This window comes from Shewanella dokdonensis (assembly GCF_018394335.1).
Classification (GTDB): Bacteria; Pseudomonadota; Gammaproteobacteria; order Enterobacterales; family Shewanellaceae; genus Shewanella; species Shewanella dokdonensis.
On sequence record NZ_CP074572.1, the window covers coordinates 314,992 to 333,947 of the forward strand.

Below are 18,956 nucleotides of genomic sequence, written 5' to 3' on the forward strand. Positions count from 1 at the left end.
ATTGATATTCTGAGTTAGCCTTTCCGTGGGAGATACTTTATCCAGCATGGGTCAACAAGCTGATTACAACACCTATCTATCGGTAATAAACCGGCAGGATGTTGACCGAGTGCTTCCACTTTGCAGGGAAAAAATAATGATGAACGCGAGTAAATCGAAATACGCACTACTGCTAGCTGCCGGTGCGTTATCCATGGCCCTAGGGGCTGTGGCGGCAGCGATGGCGCAGATGGTGCAAGCGGTTCTGATGGTTCTGCCGGAGGCAGTCCCGCCATGACCGTCGACAATCTGAACTTTACCTTTTATGACACTACCGTTCAGGATGGAGTTGCCAGCCTTCGTTTTCAGGTGACCAACCAGGACGATAAAGCAGTGGTTGGTTTGCAGAAGATGCGTTTTTACGCGCTGCAACTGTTACCCCAAGGCGCTAGTGGGGTCGGTAATGCCAGCCAGTGGCAATATATTGTCGATGAAACCTGTGATCTTAGCAGCAGCTGTCCAGGCACTTTTGTCGATAAGAAAAACGGGATATACACCTATACATTTGCAGCCAAGTTTACTGATGCCGCTGCGACCAGAACCACATTTAATGCGGATTTGGCTCAGCGCTTCATGATCCGGGCGTACAATACGCCACTGCCGGATGGCACTGCAATTCCTAACAGTAATGCCGTTGTTGATTACACTATTTCAGGTAATGAACCCGGCTATTCCCGCAAAATAGTGGCTACCGCGAGCTGTAACAAGTGCCATGGAGATGTCAGTACCGCCCATCACAACGGTGCATACAATGACGTGAACATGTGTGCCAGCTGTCATACACCTAATCGTTTGAGTAACTCAGACGATCAATTCAGCATGTTGATCCATGCTAAACACTTTACGATGGGAGCCGATGGTCAACCGACCCCTATTTATGAAGGTGATGCACTGACAACCTGTAGTAGCTGTCACAACGATCAGGGCGACTTAACACCTGATTGGGGTAACTGGTCTAAAGTACCAACTGCACAGACCTGTGGTAGCTGCCATAGCAATATTGATTTTGCTACCGGCCAAGGCCATAGCCAACAGTCTGATAACTCTAACTGTGTTGCCTGCCATAACAGTGAATGGACCGAAGAAGTTCACTCTACTGGTTATCAGGACAGAAAAGCTGTTATCGCCAAAATAGGTATGTCAGCGACACTGGTTGCTAACACAGATGACTCTGCCACATTGAGTGTGACATTGCTTGACAGTGAAGGAAAACCGCTAGATGCCAGCACTGAACTGAGCAAGATCAAACGTCTGGAAGCCGTTACTAACGTCGATCCTGAATTCCCAGTCATGGGCTACAACGCTAGCCCAGGCTCAGGCAAGGCTCATGACAGCAAAAACCTGATTGCCGACAACGCACTGCAAAGTGATGTCAGCATTGTAAACGGTAAACTGGTTTACACCACGCAGGTTCTGCCCTTTGGCAGTGGTGCGGCTGATACCGCCTTCAGCTTTATCGGCTTGGAAATGTGCACCAGTGGCGCAAACCTAGTGAACTGTACTGCTGACAGTGAAACCACCAGCATGAAAGCACAGCTGGCTTTTGGCACCAAATCAGGCAGCGCGCCAACTCATCGCCACACTGACTCAGTTAGCTTCGCAGGTTGCCAGAACTGTCACGGTGAAACCTTCCAGTTACACAAGAGTCACCATGCCGGTTTCGTGCTCAGTGAACAGTTGGGACGCGAAGTCAATGGCAAAATGACTGTTGGGCTGGACGGCTGTGTGGCTTGTCATACTCCAGATGGTACTTACACTAGCGGAGCCATGAGAGGCGCATTTGAGATGAAAGTCCATCTGCTGCATAACGAAGTTGGTGTGATCACCCAATGTACTCAGTGCCATAACGACCTGAACCTGGATGCCTTCAAAAACAAAGGCGCACTGGCAACCGCAGCGGGTCAGTACACTACACCAATCACTGCCGTTTGTACTTCCTGTCATGCACTGGGGTCTGATGGTTTGCACTCTCAAGCAACGCTTGAAAGCTACGGTGCGGTTGTTAACGGTGATTACACCGCCGCCAACCAGGCCGCGCAGTCAGAAACCTGTTTCTTCTGCCACAAACCAACAGCAGCAGATCATACAGTGGTCAATATGTAATTTGCCCGGACCCGCAGGGAGGTGTTGCCTCCTGCCTTCAGCCAAGTTTGGACAAATCAAGGATGCAAACAATGAATACAAACCAAAAGATACAGACAATGCTGAGCACCACGTTGATGGCTGCGGTGTTGTCTTTCGGGTTGACCCACACTGCGCACGCAGCAAAGTGGGATGCCAAAATGACCCCCGCCGAAGTGGAAGCAACCCTCGATAAGAAGTTTGCCGAAGGCAAATATTCCCTAAAGGTGCTGACACTTGCCTAATGTGTCACCGCAAAACTGAACATGTCATGGACATTTTTGAAGGGGTTCATGGCGCGGTTGACTCCAGTAAGAGTCCAATGGCTGGCTTACAGTGTGAAGCCTGCCACGGGCCCCTGGGCAACCATAATCGCGGCGGTGCCGAACCAATGATCACCTTTGGTAAAGGCTCAACACTGTCTGCCCAGAAGCAGAACAGCGTGTGTCTGAGTTGCCATAAAGATGACAAACGGATGAACTGGGATGGCAGTCATCACGATAATGCGGATGTCGCTTGCGCCTCTTGCCACACTATCCATGCAGCCAAAGATCCTGTGCTGTCTAAAGCCACAGAAGTCGAAGTTTGTACCAGTTGCCACACTAAGCAGAAAGCAGACATGAACAAACGTTCTGCACATCCGCTGAAATGGAATCAGATGACCTGTACCGATTGCCACAATCCACACGGTACCAGCACAGAATCTGATCTGGTAAAGCCATCCATTAACGAAACCTGCTACAGCTGCCATGCCGAAAAACGCGGGCCTAAGCTGTGGGAACATGCACCAGTGACTGAAAACTGTGTGACTTGTCATAATCCACACGGCTCTGTCAATGAAGCCATGTTGAAGACTCGTGCGCCGCAATTATGTCAACAGTGCCACGCCAGTGATGGCCATACCAGCAATGCTTACTTAGGCAATACTGGCCTTGGCTCTACTGTGAATGGCAGTGCCTTTACAGGTGGCAAGAGTTGTCTGAATTGCCACAGTCAGGTACACGGTTCTAACAACCCATCTGGCAAATTGCTGCAGCGTTAAGGGAGCGGGAAGATGAAATTTAACGTTAATTTGATCACCATTGCTTTACTGGCAAACGCTGGTGCAGCAATGGCAGCTGACGGTTATGGCATCGCCGATGCCAATACTGGCAGCATCAATATGAAAAACTGGAAATGTAGCGCCTGTAAAATTGAAACAGGCGCTAGCGGCCAGGTTGGCGTAGGCGTTGGTTACAACGATAGCGACGATATTCACTCAGCCAATACTCTTGCGGCAGAGAATGACGTCGTTGGAAAAGTTGATGCCGATATTCGTTACCGTGGTAAAGATGGTTATCAGGCGGAAATCAAAGCCACTAACCTAGGCATGGAAAATGGCCGGGCAGAAGTCACTTCCGGCAAAATTGGCAAGTATAAAGTCTCTGCCAACTATCGTCAGATTGCGACCTACAGTAGCGAAACAGCCCTGACCCCTTATGCTGGTATTGGCTCAGATTATCTGTCACTGCCAAGCAATTGGGTAGCGGCAGGTGCTAGCGATGGTATGACAGCACTGCAATCCAGCCTGTCACCATTCGAACTGTCGCTGAAACGCAAACGTTATGGCCTCGGTTTTGAATATCAGGCCGATCAGCTGTGGAGCACTTTTGTGCATTATCAGCGTGAAGATAAAACCGGGGTAAAAACCACTACTGGTAGCATCTTCAACCAGGCAATCATGCTGCCTGAACCGGTAGATTACAGCACTGATACCGTAGAAGCCGGTATTAAACTGAAAGGCGATCACTGGTTTACCGCCCTGACTTACAATGGTTCTTTCTTCCGTAATGATGATCAGGGCTTAGGTTTTGACAGCGCTTACACCCCAACCTTTGGTGGTGCAACTGCGGGTTATAAGTCACTTGATCCCGATAACGATGCCCATACCATCTCACTGAGTGGTCAATACAGTGCGGATGGCAGTGTTGTCAGTGGTCGACTGATGCTAGGACGTATGACTCAGGATCAGAATTTTGTTACTTCTGGTTATAGCTACACATTACCCGAAGCGAACCTAGACGCTGAAGTAGACATAACCGGCATGGACATCCGTGCTGTGAAACGCATCAACAGCGATCTGCGGATTTCTGGTAGTTACAACTATTACGACCGTGACAATAAGACAGATGTTTACGAGTGGACACAGATTAGCGTTAATAACGTCACTGGTAATGCCGCTTACAACACACCTTATGACTCCACCGTGCAAAAAGGCAAACTGGCCGCAGATTACCGGATTATTTCCGGTGTAAAACTGACCGGTGGTTACGATTATCGCCGCGATGAACGCAACTACACAGATCGTGAAGTCACCGATGAAAATAGTGTATGGGCTCGCTTAGCTGTCAGCGCACTGGAACACTGGAACATGTCGCTGAAAGGCAGTTATGGCAAGCGTGATGGCTCCGATTACGAAGCCTCGCAGTGGACCTCTTCTGAAGCGAATCCATTACTGCGCAAATACTATCTGGCCAACCGTGACCGTAAGATGGTAGAAGCTCGGGTGACACATACACCGCTGGATAATCTGACGATTGATCTCGGTGGCCGTTACGCTTTGGACGACTATAGCGACACCACCATTGGTCTGACAGAATCTCGTGAAGTAAGTTACGACGCCAGCATCAACTATCAGGTGCTGGAAGATCTCAATCTGAACCTGTTCTACAATCATCAGACGATCAAAAACGAGCAAGCTGGAGCCGCAAACTTCAGCACTGTAGCCACTTGGTTTGCCAATACCAAAGACAAAGTGGATGTAGTGGGTGCTGGTGTTTACTACGACAACCTGCTAGAGAAAAACTGCGCCTTGGATTGGATTACACTTACTCAAAATCTGATTCAACCACCAAAGTACGTCAAGGCGTGACTGGGGATTACGGCGACTATTTTGCTAAAGAGCAGGATGTTAATGCCTATGCCCAGTACCAAGCTACTGAGAAAGTTGCCGTGCGTCTTGATTACAAGATGGTCAAGTATGAAGACAACGATGCAGCAAACGACCTCGCCGTTGATGGTATCTGGAATCTGGTCAGCTTTGGCGATCTCAGCCACGACTACACAGCGCACTTGGTGATGTTAAGCGTTAACTACAAGCTTTAATCCCAAGCAAACACAATGATTGAAGCCCGCGCAATGCGGGCTTTTTCTATGGTGGTATCTCACTTATCCCTTTCGCTTGTCAGTTCACAGTAACCGCAGATTTCACTTGCTTCGTGACCGCAACCAAAGTAAATTACATTTCATTAACATTACAGCTATTATCTGTTTCTATCTAAGATAGCGATACCCGTTTACCTTGTGATAATACTCAGGCGGAAGGACCCGCCCAATTTTTTGAGTTCAGAGGTATTCGTGAGCGGTCTTTCAAACAGCCCTTGCAACTGACGCCAGTTTACGACATGGTATGGCGGATCATTTATAACAAACACCTTACGGTATGAACTTCTGCTCTTCTTTTTGTGGGCGCCTAGCAATAGGAGCCTCGCTGGCTATCATCACATTGCCAGTTTTCGCTGACTCAACCAATGGCGTGCTGGCAAGCGTTTTTGTCATCCTGGGACTTGGCGGTTTTACACTCGTGAATTTAGCTTTGCAGCTATTGTTTTACTTTAATGGCCAGTACAGCAGTCGACGCTTTGTGACCACCCATACCGTACTGTCGTTGTTGATGCCGCTACTGGCAACGGCAATGGTATTGGAGGACAACAGCTCCACCGCCTACCTCATGCTGAATTTGGGATTGATCATCATTGCCGCCTCCTTGGCGTTACTGCCATTACAGCTAAAAACTCGGCTCGTCGCCGTGGCAATCATGCAGGTTGGGTACTCCTTGGCGCCAGTACTTTGTTGTTGCTACTGTCACTATTGGCCTGGCCACTGGTCATTTTGGCATTGTTACTCGGCTGGTTTGCCCTTCAGCAGCAGCCCCAACAGTCCCTATTATTTCTGAGTATCCGCTGGTTGTTGCTGTTACTGAGCATAGGCTGGGGCGTTTACAACCTCTATCATCTGTGGCAATTGCTGCTGGGAAGCTAAACCCGCAATGGCCAATGTTACATCGGAGATTTTGCTACAGCAGATTCAGGATTGTTGTATCTGCCAATCCCATTTGCCGTTACCCCCGAAACCCATTTTACAAGCCGCGACCCCGGCCAGGATCCTCATTGCGGGTCAAGCCCCTGGACGCATCACTCATGAGCGTGGTCGGCCTTTTGACGATGTTAGCGGTGACAGATTACGACAGTGGTTAGGGGTTACGCGTGAGCAGTTTTACAATACCGACTTGTTTGCACTGGTGCCTATGGGTTTCTGCTATCCTGGCACCCAACAAAAAAATGGTCGACGGCAAGGTGATTTACCACCACGACCTGAGTGCGCCGCGGCGTGGCGGCAGCCACTACTCGCGTCATTGCCCAATATTCAACTGACATTACTGCTGGGGAAATATGCCATGGCTTGGCACTTAGCAGGCAATCCGCTGGCCAAAGCCAATCTGTCACAGGCCGTTGCCGCTTGGCAAGCACTGTGGCCCCAGATGCTGGTACTGCCCCACCCCAGTCCGCGAAATCGTTTGTGGCTGAAACAGCATCCACTGTTTGAACAAACCCTGTTACCTTTGTTGCAGCAGCGGGTTGCTGCGCTGATAAACGGATAGCCATTATGTACTTCCTCGATGCGGCAACGGCACAACAGATAGTCGATCGCACCATGCGGATCATTGACCACAACATTAATGTAATGAACAGCCAAGGCGTAATTCTTGGCTCTGGCGACAGCAGCCGCATCAACACCATCCACGAAGGCGCACTGCTGGCTATCAGCCAGAATCGTACAGTGAGCATTGATGATGGCAGCGTTCATAGTCTTCATGGCGTAAAACCCGGGATCAACCTGCCACTGCACTATCACGGACAGATTATTGGGGTAGTGGGAATTACCGGAGCCCCTGAGCAATTGATGCAGTTCGGTGAATTGCTGAAAATGACCGCAGAAATGATGGTGGAACAGGCCAACTCCATGGAGGTGGAACAATGGCGCAAACGTCAACGTGAAGAGTTTATTTTACAGTTGATCCGTCACGAAGGCAGTTATCCCGAAGAGATGCAAACCTGGGCCAAACAACTGCAGATCGATTTAACTGTGCCACGAGTAGCCGCCGTGATTGAGTTATCAGCGCAGGCGCAACCACACACCAGCTTACGGGATATTCAGTTGCTGCTAGAGTATCCACAGCGCAATAACCTGGTAGCGCTGACAGCACTGGATCAGTTAGTGATCCTGAAACCGGCTTTCCTTGATGGCTGCAGTTGGGATCCATCCCTAGAAGATGTGCGTATCGAGAAATTGCTGGCTCGACTTCCAGCCGATACCAAGGGGCGGCTAAAAATTGCATTGGGACACTACTTTCCTGGCGCTGGCGGTATCATCAGATCCTACCGCACCGCCTGTGAAACATTGGCACTGGGCAAACGGCGAGCCCCGAGCACACCAAATACCTCTACCAAGACCACGCCTTGCCGGTATTACTATCTGGGCTAGGCAATGATTGGCGCGGCCAAGAATTAGCCGCTCCGTTTCAGTTGTTGCAAAGCGCGACCGCCGCCGCGTTCTGACCAAAACCCTGCAAGTCTATCTGCAGCATTTTGGCGATCAGCAGCGTTGCGCCGATGCGCTCTATATTCACCGCAATACCTTGCGTTACCGTCTCGAAAAAATCACCCAAATTACCGGTATCGACCTTAACTCACTGGATGGGCTGTTGCAGCTTTATCTGGGAGAAGTTCTGGAACGCTTACAATCCTAGCATTTTGTGCAAATGACCAAAAAATTATCCTTTTTGCAGGTGATTTCCGTGATCATTTCCAAAGCCTTGCCCGCCCCGAGTCCCGCATAATGGCAAAGTTCTTGTGCCTTTGGGCCACAGGGATATAAACGCCTAAAGACAAACCCGAATAACAAAAAATTAAGGGACCATCATGAACCTGGTATTAATATTACTGGGAGTGATCATCTTCATTGTGATCGCTACATCCAAACTTAAGCTCCACCCGTTTCTAACGCTGTTGCTGGCGACGTTCATCGCGGCGCTGTGCTTCGGTTTGCCACTCAAGGATATTGCCAAAACCATAGGTACAGGTTTCGGCGGTATTCTAGGGTATATCGGTCTGGTGATTGTATTGGGGACAATCATCGGCACTATTCTGGAAAAAGCGGTGCCGCCATCACTATGGCCGATTCGGTCATCAAGTTGCTGGGTAACCGCTTCCCGACCCTCACCATGTCCATCATTGGTTACATGGTGTCAATCCCGGTATTCTGTGACTCCGGGTTCGTTATTTTGAACAGTCTTAAACAATCCATGGCCAGTCGTATGAAGGTGTCCAGTGTCGCCATGAGCGTTGCACTGGCAACCGGTTTATACGCAACCCATACCTTCGTGCCACCAACACCTGGGCCTATCGCGGCAGCGGGGAACCTGGGGCTGGAAGATAGTCTGGGGCTAGTTATTGGTGTCGGCCTGGTAGTCGCTATTGTTGCTGCCCTCGCTGGCTTGCTATGGGCTAACCGTTTTATGAAAGATGAACCAGAGGGCGAAGGTGCCGAAGAACTGGTACATCAAGCGGAAGAGTTCGAGAAAGTCAAAGCCGCTTACGGCAAACTGCCTAGCGCTCTGGCGTCCTTTGCCCCGATTTTTGTGCCAATTCTGTTGATCTGTATTGGTTCTATCGCCGCCTTCCCATCCAAACCTTTTGGTACCGATAATCTGTTCGCGCTGCTGCACTTTTTCGGCCAGCCGCTGAACGCCTTGATGATTGGTCTGTTATTGTCACTGTTATTGCTGAAACCAGAAAACCGTATGAAGGAGTTTTCACAACGGATTTCAGAAGGTCTTTCCAGTGCCGCGCCCATTTTGCTGATCACCGGTGCTGGCGGTGCCTTTGGTGCTGTCATCAAAGCCACGCCGATTGGTGATTATCTGGGGACAACCCTGTCTGCATTGGGGATTGGCATCTTCATGCCATTTATTGTGGCAGCGGCACTGAAATCCGCGCAGGGCTCCTCCACTGTGGCGCTGGTTACCACCTCCGCAATGGTAGCACCGATGCTAGAATCCATTGGCTTAGGTTCTGAAATGGGCCATGTATTAACCGTAATGGCTATTGGTGCCGGTGCCATGACAGTGTCTCATGCAAACGACAGTTTCTTCTGGGTGGTAACTCAGTTTAGTCGTATGAGCGTGTCTCAAGCCTACAAAGCCCAGACAATGGCCACCTTAGTACAAGGCGTTGTGACCATTATTTTTGTCTGGTTACTTAGTTTGGTACTGCTGTAAATTTCTGATTTGCTGCCGTCCAGCGGGCGGCAGCCTGCTGTAACAGGAACATTCAATGAAAATAGTCATCGCTCCAGATTCCTTTAAAGAAAGTCTGAGTGCTATGGAAGTCGCCGCCGAGATCGAAACGGCGTTTAAATTGCACTTACCCCATGCCGAATATCTAAAAGTGCCGGTTGCGGATGGTGGTGAAGGCACGGTGCAGTCTATGGTAGATGCCACCAATGGCAGCATCATTGAATTGTCAGTCACCGGGCCGCTGGGCAATAAAGTCAGTGCCCACTACGGTATTCTGGGACAGGTTGCGGGAACACCGCTCACCGCCGTTATCGAAATGGCCGCCGCGTCAGGTTTGCATCATGTGAAAGCTGCCGACCGTAACCCACTGATCACTACGACCTATGGTACTGGAGAGCTGATCAACGATGCCCTTGCCCGCGGCATTCGTCATATCATTCTGGGGCTGGGTGGCAGTGCTACCAATGATGGTGGCGCCGGTATGGCTCAAGCGCTGGGTGTCCGCTTGCTAGATAAGACGGGCAACGACTTAGCCGTTGGCGGCGGCGCACTGGCACAGCTTGCCAGCATTGACCTGTCAGGGCTGCAACCTTTGCTGGCTGAATGTACTGTTGAAGTCGCCTGTGACGTTGATAATCCCCTGTGTGGTGAGCGCGGTGCCTCCGCGGTATTTGGCCCACAGAAAGGTGCAACACCGAGCATGGTAACCAGCCTAGATCAGGCCTTGGGTCATTACGCCGATGTTCTGGCTCGCAGCGGTTTTGCCGATCTGCGGCAACAGCCTGGTGCGGGAGCCGCCGGTGGTATGGGGCTGGGAGTGATGGCGTTTCTTGGTGGCAAGCTGCGTCCCGGCATCGATATCGTCATGGAAGCAGTCAAGCTGGATGAGAAGCTGGCGGGTGCCAATTTGGTGATCACCGGTGAAGGACGCATTGACGGCCAGACAATTTTCGGCAAAACCCCCATGGGTGTGTTGCGGCTGGCACAGGCCAGACAATTGCCGGTGATAGGCATAGCGGGTTGTCTAGGTGACGGCGCAGAAAAAGTGCTAGAGAAAGGCATGGCAGCCATTTTCGATATCATCCCGGCCGCCACAGATCTGGAACATGCATTACGCAATGCCCGCCCCAATCTGCATCGGGCCGCCAGTAATATTGCTGCTATGTGGGTGCTTGGTCTACAAGACAAAAACTAAGATTACCTTTTCGATATACGCCAGTTGGGGCAGCGATGGTTCATCATCGTTAAGTTTGTCATGCAAGTTCACGCACATGACGGCAATTAAGATTAAGCCCCAGCAAATGTCTAAAAAGCCTGTTTTCAGGCTTTTTACTTTTTAAACAATATTGTTAGCCTGCGGCGCTTTGCTCTGCCGTAACAACCGCAGGCCGCCGGCCATACCTGAACCACAATACCATAACTAGCCCCACCGCTGCGGTAGCCGCACCGGCCAGTGGCACGGCGCTCAAGCCAAAGCCAGCACTTATCATCAGCGCCCCCAACATCGCGCCTAATGCGTTACCCAAGTTAAATGCGCCGATATTCATCGCCGATGCCAGGCTAGGCGCTTCTGCTGCCTCCTGCACAACCATAGCCTGCAGTGGTGGCACCAACGCAAAACTAGCAATACCCCACATAAAAATCAGCGGCACAACCATTAATGGTACGGCGACAGTGATAGCCAACACAACCAACAGCAGCATAACCGCCACTAACGACGCGATAAGCGTTAAATTCATTGAACGATCCGCAAAGCGACCGCCGAGAATATTGCCCACTGCCAAACCAATACCGTACAACACCAGCATTGCCGTCACAAAAAAGGTAGAAGCTTGAGTCTCTTGCTGCAAAATAGGCACGATATAAGTAAACACGGTAAACATCGCACTGGAGCTAACCACGGTTAGCAACAGGGCAACCAGCACCGGCTTTTTACCCAGCACCCGCAGCTCATTACGCACATTGGCTTTTTGTTTATTGGCCATGGACGGTAACGACAGCCGTAGCGCCAACATGGTCATCAGGCCAATAACGGCCATACCATAAAAAGCTAGGCGCCAACCAATCACTTCACCAATATAAGATGCCAACGGCACGCCACCGATGGTGGCTATTGTCAAACCAGAAAACATCGCGGCTACAGCCCCGGCGCGTTTTTCTGGCGGCACCACGTTCATCGCCACGATCGCCCCGACACCAAAAAAGGCGCCGTGGTTAAACGATGTAATAATTCGCCCCAACAGCAGCACGTTATAATTGTCGGCCATTGCCGAAATCAGGTTACCGGCGGTAAATATCGCCATCGACAACAGCAGCAGATTACGCCGTGCCATATTGGCGAATGCCAGCGTCATTAAAGGGGCTCCCAGCAATACACCAAAGGCATAAGCGCTGATCAGCATACCGGCTGTCGGAATAGATACGCCAAGATCAGTGGCTATTACTGGCAGCATACCCATAGGGGAAAACTCGGTAACGCCAATGCCAAAGGCCCCTAGCGCTAGCGCGAATAAAGGAATATTGATGTTCATACTGTGTCTCGTGAATTAAATCTCGCTAATTTGTGATGCAGCAGAATATACTCATGTTAAAAACCGAGAAAAAGCAGCGTCAGAGACATTCAGCTTTGCGCCTGAGTCACAAATAAGCAGTACACAAATAGTCTAATCACTATCAGCAGGTTTCTTATGAGCGTAATAAAAACCGACAGAACAGCAGAAATGGAAACCTTTTTATCGGTTGCCTGTACAGGCAGTTTAAGTGCGGCAGCACGTGAACTGCAGCTTACGCCCTCAGCCGTCAGCCGCATGATGACCAGGCTAGAAAAACGCCTTGGCGTGCGCCTTATCGTGCGCAGCACCCGCAGCCTGCGTTTAACCAGCGAAGGCGAATCTTACGCGTTAGCTGCGCGGCGTATTTTAAAAGATTTGGATGATACCGAGCTAACCATCGCTAACCGTGGCAGCCCCAGAGGCAAGATCAAAGTCACCACAGCGACCGCCCATAGCCGCCTGACAATCGTGCCGCTGTTAAAAGAGTTTTTGCAGCGCTATCCCGATATTACGCTGGAGATTGATGTATCAGACCAACTCCGGGATGTCGCATCCGGTCAGGTTGACGTGGCGATCCGCTTTGGTCAGTTGCCAGACAGCGGTTTACATGCCCGCCGTTTAGGCGATACCGGCCGCGTGGTTCTGGCCTCTCCCGAATATCTCGCTAAAGCTGGTAAGCCACAAACGCCGGCCGATTTGGCCCGGCACAACTGCCTCGATTTTAACTTTCGCCGGATCGAACCGGGCTGGCCGTTTCGGCAGAACGGCGAGGATTTTATGCTCGCCGTCAAAGGTAACGTTATCGCAAACAACGGCGAAACCTTGGTAGAACTGGCGCAACAGGGTATCGGTATCACCCGCGTGGGCCGCTTTCATGTGCAACAGGCACTGGCCAGCGGCCAACTGGTTGCGCTGCTTGAAGACTATAACCCGCAGGACAGAGAGGCGATTCACGCCGTATTTATCGGCGGTAACAATGTGCCCACCCGTATCCGTGTATTCGTGGATTATCTGGTCGAGAAAATGAGCACATGAAGGTAAACGGCATAAGCAACGGCGGCTTAGTAACCATCTGCTAGAGGCGCTTGCGTTTATGGCACTGACAGCCAGAACTTGTCGCCTTATGCTGCTTGCAGTAAAGTGAGCACCCCAATAAACATCGCCTGCCGTTGGCTGGCTTTTGTAATGTGAGATCTGAACCATCCATGACCGATAAGCCTCGCAAGGCAACCGCCTCAGCACAGAGCATGATGCGCATCTTTACCGTTCCAGAAGCGCCAGAATCGACGTTAAGTAAGATTGAACACGCGCTTTCTGAGGATTTAGCGGGATTTCTGACCCAGAGCATTGTGGCACTGGAGAAACCGTTGAGCGAGATTGAAGAGGATTTTCAGGCTTATAACATCCCGGCGGAACCGACTTTTGTGTCTGATTATACCGAAGAGATGATGCAAAACCTGGTGGCGCATTCGGTGCATACTGCCGCGCCCAGCTTTATCGGCCATATGACCTCGGCGATGCCTTACTTTGTCTTGCCACTGTCTAAAGTCATGGTGGGACTCAACCAGAATCTGGTCAAAATCGAGACGTCCAAAGCATTTACACCATTGGAACGTCAGGTGCTGGGAATGATGCACCACCTGGTGTTTGGTCAGGAGCACAAGTTTTATCAGCAATGGATGCACAGCGCCAATCATTCCTTGGGAGCGTTTTGCTCCGGTGGTACGGTTGCTAACATTACCGCGCTGTGGATTGCCCGCAACCAGTTACTGCACGCCGAGGGTGAATTTCCCGGCGTCACCAGCGCCGGATTGACAGCCGCCCTGCGCCATTATGGTTGGCAGGATCTGGCTATTCTGGTTTCTGAGCGCGGTCACTACTCCCTCGGCAAAGCGGCTGACTTGCTGGGCATTGGCCGCCAGAATATTGTGTCAATCCCAACCGATGCTGACAACAAAGTGGATGTGGCGCAAATGCGCGCCGCCGCCGAACGGCTGACGGCACAGGGCGTGCGCATCATGGCGATTGTGGGTGTTGCCGGTACCACAGAAACCGGGAATATCGACCCGCTGCACCAGTTAGCTGACCTCGCGGCTGAATATCAGTGCCATTTCCATGTAGATGCGGCTTGGGGCGGCGCCAGTTTGATGTCAACCAAGTATCGCTACCTGCTGGACGGTATTGAGCGCGCGGATTCCGTGACCATTGATGCCCACAAACAGCTGTATGTGCCCATGGGTGCCGGAATGGTGTTATTCCGTGACCCTAAACTCGCCCGCGCCATTGTGCACCATGCTGAATATATTCTGCGTCGCGGTTCCAAAGATCTGGGCTCGCAAACGCTGGAAGGTTCGCGCCCAGGCATGGCGATGCTGGTACACGCTTGTTTGAATATCATTGGCCGCCACGGCTATGAGATATTAATCAATCGTTCACTGGAAAAAGCCCGCTTTTTTGCCGAGTTAATCAACCACCACCCAGACTTTGAACTGATAAGCGCGCCGGAGCTGTGCCTGCTGACTTATCGTTATGTGCCGCAGCCAGTACAACTTGCGTTAAATGAGGCGGTGTCCAGTGGTGCCTGGGATAAAGTCACTCTGATTAACGGTTTGCTCAACGATCTGACACTCGTGATCCAGAAAAACCAGCGCGAACAGGGGAAATCTTTTGTCTCCCGAACCCGCCTGCAACCCGCACGTTATCAACGACAAACCGTCACCGTTTTCCGTGTGGTACTGGCAAACCCATTGACCACTGAACAAATCCTGCGTGATGTACTGGTGGAAGAACAGCAACTGGCGGAACAACAGCAAGCAATCTTGCAGCAATTACAACTGGCCTGGCCACTGCGATTGAGCAAACACGCCAGCATACACACCGACATTCCACTAACGCCAGTTTAGCGCAAGAAGCGGACAGGCCCCTGCCCGCTTACGGCCTAGCAGCCCGCCGTACCCTTGGCGATGGCGACCATGCTGCCCGGCACTGTTTGCTAAGTTAGCCAACAATCCTAGAATCACTCACTAACGCTTATTAACTTTTCATCACAAAGTGCTAAAGTTCTCTGTTAAAATGGTCGCCTTTTCTTAATGACATAGATTTCGACTATCCGCCTGAAGCCCGGTTACCACCACACCCGGAATTCCTTGCACATTACTGAAATCTTTTTTTATATTTCCCCGTTTTTCAGCAGGATTAAGGAGATGTATGCTGTCCTTCATCAACAACTGGCCGTTAAAGATCAAAATAACTCTGACTTCAGCCCTACTCTTGGCCGTGATGAGTTTTGCTTTGATCTGGCAGAGTATGGCGTCGCTTGACCGCACTATTAACAGTACGCTTAACCTCGATATTGATGGCTTTGCCCAGTCAGTTTCTGTCAACCTGAGTAGCTGGATGGATGACAGGGTTCAGGCTATTGAAAAAACAGCAGTAACCTTGAGTGAACGCCCAGAAATTGCACCTCATATTATTCTGCACCAGACGCAGCAAGCGCTGGGTTTTATTATCACGTATCTTGGGACAAGCGATGGTCAAATGCTGCAAAACGACCCCAAGGTTATTTTGCAAAACTATGACCCGCGCACACGTAGCTGGTACCAAGGCGCACAACAACGTAACGACTTATTTATCAGCGATCCCTACACTTCGCTAACCTCTGGCAAATATGTGGTTACCATTGCCTACCCAGTCCATCGAGACAACCAACTGATTGGTATTATTGGTGGTAACCTGACGCTGGATACGCTCACCGAAACCATAGGCAAGTTGTCAATTCCTGGTAAAGGTTATGCCTTGCTGATTGATGATAGTGACCAGCTTATTGCCCATCCAGACGCCAAATGGCGCCGTAAACCCGCATCAGAGTTTTCGGCAGAGTTAGCGCCAAGCAAAATACGCGCACTGGTGAACGGCCACACAATTGCCCGCGCTGACATTAATCAACAAGATAGCTTGCTGTACGCCGTTGACATTCCCGGTACGCGCTGGACCTTTGTGATGGTCATGGATCGCGCCGCGGTATTAGCGCCTGTACATGAGCAACTGATCACTCAGCTAGCGATTGGCAGTGTCATGCTTTTGATAGCCATTGTGATTATGGCATTGATGACCCGTGTGTTATTCCGCGATTTGGAACAGATCCGCAGTAATCTCAACGCTATTGCGGAAGGTAACGGCGATTTAACCAAACGTTTGCCAATTAATGGCACTGATGAAATCGGTCAATTGGCAGGGAGTTTTAACCGCTTCATTGCCCAATTGCACGGCATCATTTCCAACCTGAGGCAAACAGCAACGTCACTGCAACAGGAAGCTGACTCTTCAGCCAGTACGGCGCACCAACAACATCAACGGGTGCAAAAACACCAGTCTGAACTGCATATGGTCGCTACAGCCATCACCGAGATGGCATCCGCCACCCAAGAAATTTCTGGCAATGCCGAGTCGACCTCGCATCAGGCGATGGATACCGTATCGCTCAGTGAACAAGGGCGAGTGCAGGTTGATAAAAGCCAGAGTTCCATTTCAGCACTGGCGGACGATCTGGGCAACACTGGCAATATCATCCACGAATTGCACCGCCATTCGCAGGAGATCAGCTCCATTTTGTCCACCATTGCGGGGATTGCCGATCAGACCAATCTGTTGGCACTGAATGCAGCGATTGAAGCCGCTCGCGCGGGCGAACATGGCCGTGGTTTTGCGGTAGTGGCGGATGAGGTACGGGTGTTGTCAAAACGTACCCACGATTCGACCAAAGAGATTGAAGCCACCATTGAAGTGTTGCAGCAAACCACCGCCCAAGCAGTAACCGCCATGACACACGCCGGCGATATGGCATCTGAGAGTGTTAATGATGCCAAAGCGGCCAGTCAGATCTTGCAACAGATCAATGAAGCCGTTAGTCATATCAATGACATGGCAGCGCAAATTGCTTCTGCCGCAGAAGAACAAGCATCGGTTACCGTGGAAATCAACCGCAATACCGAAACCATTCGGGAAGTGGGTGATGAGATGTCACGCAGCAGTGAAACCTCTTCTGCCGCTGCAATTACACTCAAGGAATTGGGTGCTGACATCAATCGTGAAGTCAGCAAGTTTATTCTCTGATGTCATGATGCTCCGGTGGCAGTATTAAACCCGCTGCCACCGGTTAATTCCCGCCATTTTTATGGCTTACTCCATGCTTTTGGGTTTGTCGGTAGCAAAAACAGCTGGGTTAGATACAATGCCGAAGCCCATACGGTAACGACCAACCATCATCCATGCACGAATTAGTGACAGATCAATGGCACAGAATCACTTAATCAACGGCTTTATTGCGCCGCTGCTTATCTTGGCCGCTGCCACGATTGCGGTGTTTTTCCATGACAAGATTACCGGCGAGTGGCTAACCGCCCTGCTGTGGCTGCCTTATGCTCTGGGGGCAATAGGCACCTTTATTGCGCTACAGTTTTCGAAACGGCAATTACTGCTGAGCGTACTGCTAACCGTGGCTAATTATCTGCTGATCCGCAGCTACTTGCAGTCGCCCATTACCGCAGAGCTGGTACGCTACGTATACACCTTGCTGGTGCTCGCCATGCCACTGCTGATGTTGTGCAATCAACTGGTTACCGAACGTGGGCTAACGCATCCTAACGCCTTTGTCCTCGGTGGCTTGGCGTTGATGGTGGCGGGATTAGCCGCCGCCTTTTACGTGCTCAATGGTGCCAGCATTATCGCTTGGCTCGACAACTATTTTGCACCGCGCAGTTATGCGCAGATGGTGGTCAGCGTCAACGGACTGCTATTTTCCCTCGCCATGCTGATACTGAGTCTGGGATTGTGCCTGTGGCGTAAAGGTACTATTCAGATCGGCCTATTCTTTGTGATGCTGGCTAACATAGTGCCCCTTTACTGCCTGGACACGCCCTACATTTCCAGTATTTTTGCCACAGCGGCGCTGGCCATTGCCCTGTTAACGGGCATTAAAACCTCCCATGATCTGGCTTATCGCGACCCACTGACCGGGCTTAATGGACGGCGTAAGCTGTTTGAACGGCTGGCAGGACTGTCGCGGCACTATTCGCTGGCGATGCTGGATATTGACCATTTCAAGAAATTCAACGACAGCTTTGGCCATGATGTAGGCGATGATGTACTGGCCATGGTGGCCAGTAAGATTGCTCAGGTTGGCGGCGGAGGCGAAGTATTCCGTTATGGTGGTGAAGAGTTCACCTTTATCTTTAACGGCATGGGTAAACAAGAAGCCGCAGAGTATCTGGATGAAATCAGAGCGCTAATCGCCAACACCCCATTTATTGTCAGAGATCGCTCCCGCCGGAAAACCGCCACGGCCGAACAGCGCGGCAAGAGCTCAAGCGCCACACAGAAAAAGGTACAGATCACCGTCAGTATTGGTGTTTCCGAACAGGCCCAGGGGCGAGAACTGCCCGAGCAGATTATCAAAGCCGCCGACAAGGCGCTTTACAAGGCGAAAGAACAAGGCCGAAACTGCGTAATTATACTGTAGTTTATCTCCACGAAATCATGGTAAGTCGCTGTTGCTGGTAGCATAATGACACTTAGTCACAAATTTCCAACAATTGCCCATTCATAGAATGAGCCATGAGCTAAGAGGTGAATCGCTATGCAATGTAATGTGGGAACAACTGACAAAGTCATCCGGGTAATTATCGGTTTAGCCATTATGGCCGCAGGTTATTATTACCAGTCGTGGTGGGGCATTATCGGCGTCATTCCGCTACTAACGGCGGCGATAGGCTGGTGTCCACTCTATGTCCCGTTTGGGATTTCCAGCTGTAAAAAATAAGCGTTTACAGAAACCAACGCCGACGTTATGT

Annotated in this window: 9 protein-coding genes and 5 pseudogenes; 13 read left to right on the top strand and 1 reads right to left on the bottom strand. The window is 50.7% G+C overall.

Features of this window, described 5'->3' with window-relative positions; genetic code table 11:
* The first annotated feature begins 136 nt into the window (after positions 1 to 136).
* From KHX94_RS01515 to KHX94_RS01550, 8 genes and pseudogenes are all read left to right on the top strand, one after another.
* A pseudogene (locus tag KHX94_RS01515) lies at positions 137 to 2,142 on the top strand (OmcA/MtrC family decaheme c-type cytochrome).
* A 98-nt stretch (positions 2,143 to 2,240) separates the two neighbouring features.
* A pseudogene (locus KHX94_RS01520) lies at positions 2,241 to 3,202 on the top strand (DmsE family decaheme c-type cytochrome).
* Between the two features lie 12 nt (positions 3,203 to 3,214).
* Positions 3,215 to 5,304: pseudogene (locus KHX94_RS01525) on the top strand (MtrB/PioB family decaheme-associated outer membrane protein).
* A gap of 400 nt (positions 5,305 to 5,704) precedes the next feature.
* On the top strand, positions 5,705 to 6,154 hold the full coding sequence (locus KHX94_RS01530; protein WP_213682114.1) for a hypothetical protein: 450 nt from the start codon (positions 5,705 to 5,707) through the stop codon (positions 6,152 to 6,154).
* 93 nt (positions 6,155 to 6,247) lie between these two features.
* Positions 6,248 to 6,859 (top strand): uracil-DNA glycosylase family protein, encoded by a 612-nt coding sequence (locus tag KHX94_RS01535; RefSeq protein WP_213682115.1) that lies wholly within the window; start codon positions 6,248 to 6,250, stop codon positions 6,857 to 6,859.
* A 5-nt stretch (positions 6,860 to 6,864) separates the two neighbouring features.
* Positions 6,865 to 8,008: pseudogene (locus KHX94_RS01540) on the top strand (sugar diacid recognition domain-containing protein).
* A 172-nt stretch (positions 8,009 to 8,180) separates the two neighbouring features.
* Positions 8,181 to 9,538: pseudogene (locus KHX94_RS01545) on the top strand (GntP family permease).
* A gap of 55 nt (positions 9,539 to 9,593) precedes the next feature.
* Entirely contained in the window at positions 9,594 to 10,751 is a 1,158-nt protein-coding gene (locus tag KHX94_RS01550; protein ID WP_213682116.1) for a glycerate kinase, read from the top strand.
* Between the two features lie 154 nt (positions 10,752 to 10,905).
* On the opposite strand, the gene KHX94_RS01555 is transcribed toward KHX94_RS01550, so the two are convergent.
* A complete protein-coding gene (locus KHX94_RS01555) occupies positions 10,906 to 12,087 on the bottom strand; it encodes an MFS transporter (RefSeq protein WP_213682117.1) in 1,182 nt (393 codons plus the stop codon).
* Between the two features lie 156 nt (positions 12,088 to 12,243).
* Here KHX94_RS01555 and KHX94_RS01560 point away from each other — a divergent pair, with 156 nt between their 5' ends.
* From KHX94_RS01560 to KHX94_RS01580, 5 genes are all read left to right on the top strand, one after another.
* Positions 12,244 to 13,143, top strand: coding sequence for a LysR family transcriptional regulator (locus KHX94_RS01560; protein WP_213682118.1), 900 nt, complete (start codon positions 12,244 to 12,246; stop codon positions 13,141 to 13,143).
* Positions 13,144 to 13,313: 170 nt separating this feature from the next.
* On the top strand, positions 13,314 to 15,011 hold the full coding sequence (gene panP / locus KHX94_RS01565) for a pyridoxal-dependent aspartate 1-decarboxylase PanP (protein WP_213682119.1): 1,698 nt from the start codon (positions 13,314 to 13,316) through the stop codon (positions 15,009 to 15,011).
* A gap of 304 nt (positions 15,012 to 15,315) precedes the next feature.
* Positions 15,316 to 17,220, top strand: a complete 1,905-nt coding sequence (locus KHX94_RS01570) for a methyl-accepting chemotaxis protein (protein WP_213682120.1) — start codon at positions 15,316 to 15,318, stop codon at positions 17,218 to 17,220.
* A gap of 178 nt (positions 17,221 to 17,398) precedes the next feature.
* Positions 17,399 to 18,625, top strand: coding sequence for a GGDEF domain-containing protein (locus tag KHX94_RS01575; protein ID WP_213682121.1), 1,227 nt, complete (start codon positions 17,399 to 17,401; stop codon positions 18,623 to 18,625).
* 117 nt (positions 18,626 to 18,742) lie between these two features.
* On the top strand, positions 18,743 to 18,925 hold the full coding sequence (locus KHX94_RS01580) for a YgaP family membrane protein (protein ID WP_213682122.1): 183 nt from the start codon (positions 18,743 to 18,745) through the stop codon (positions 18,923 to 18,925).
* The last annotated feature ends 31 nt before the right edge of the window (positions 18,926 to 18,956 follow it).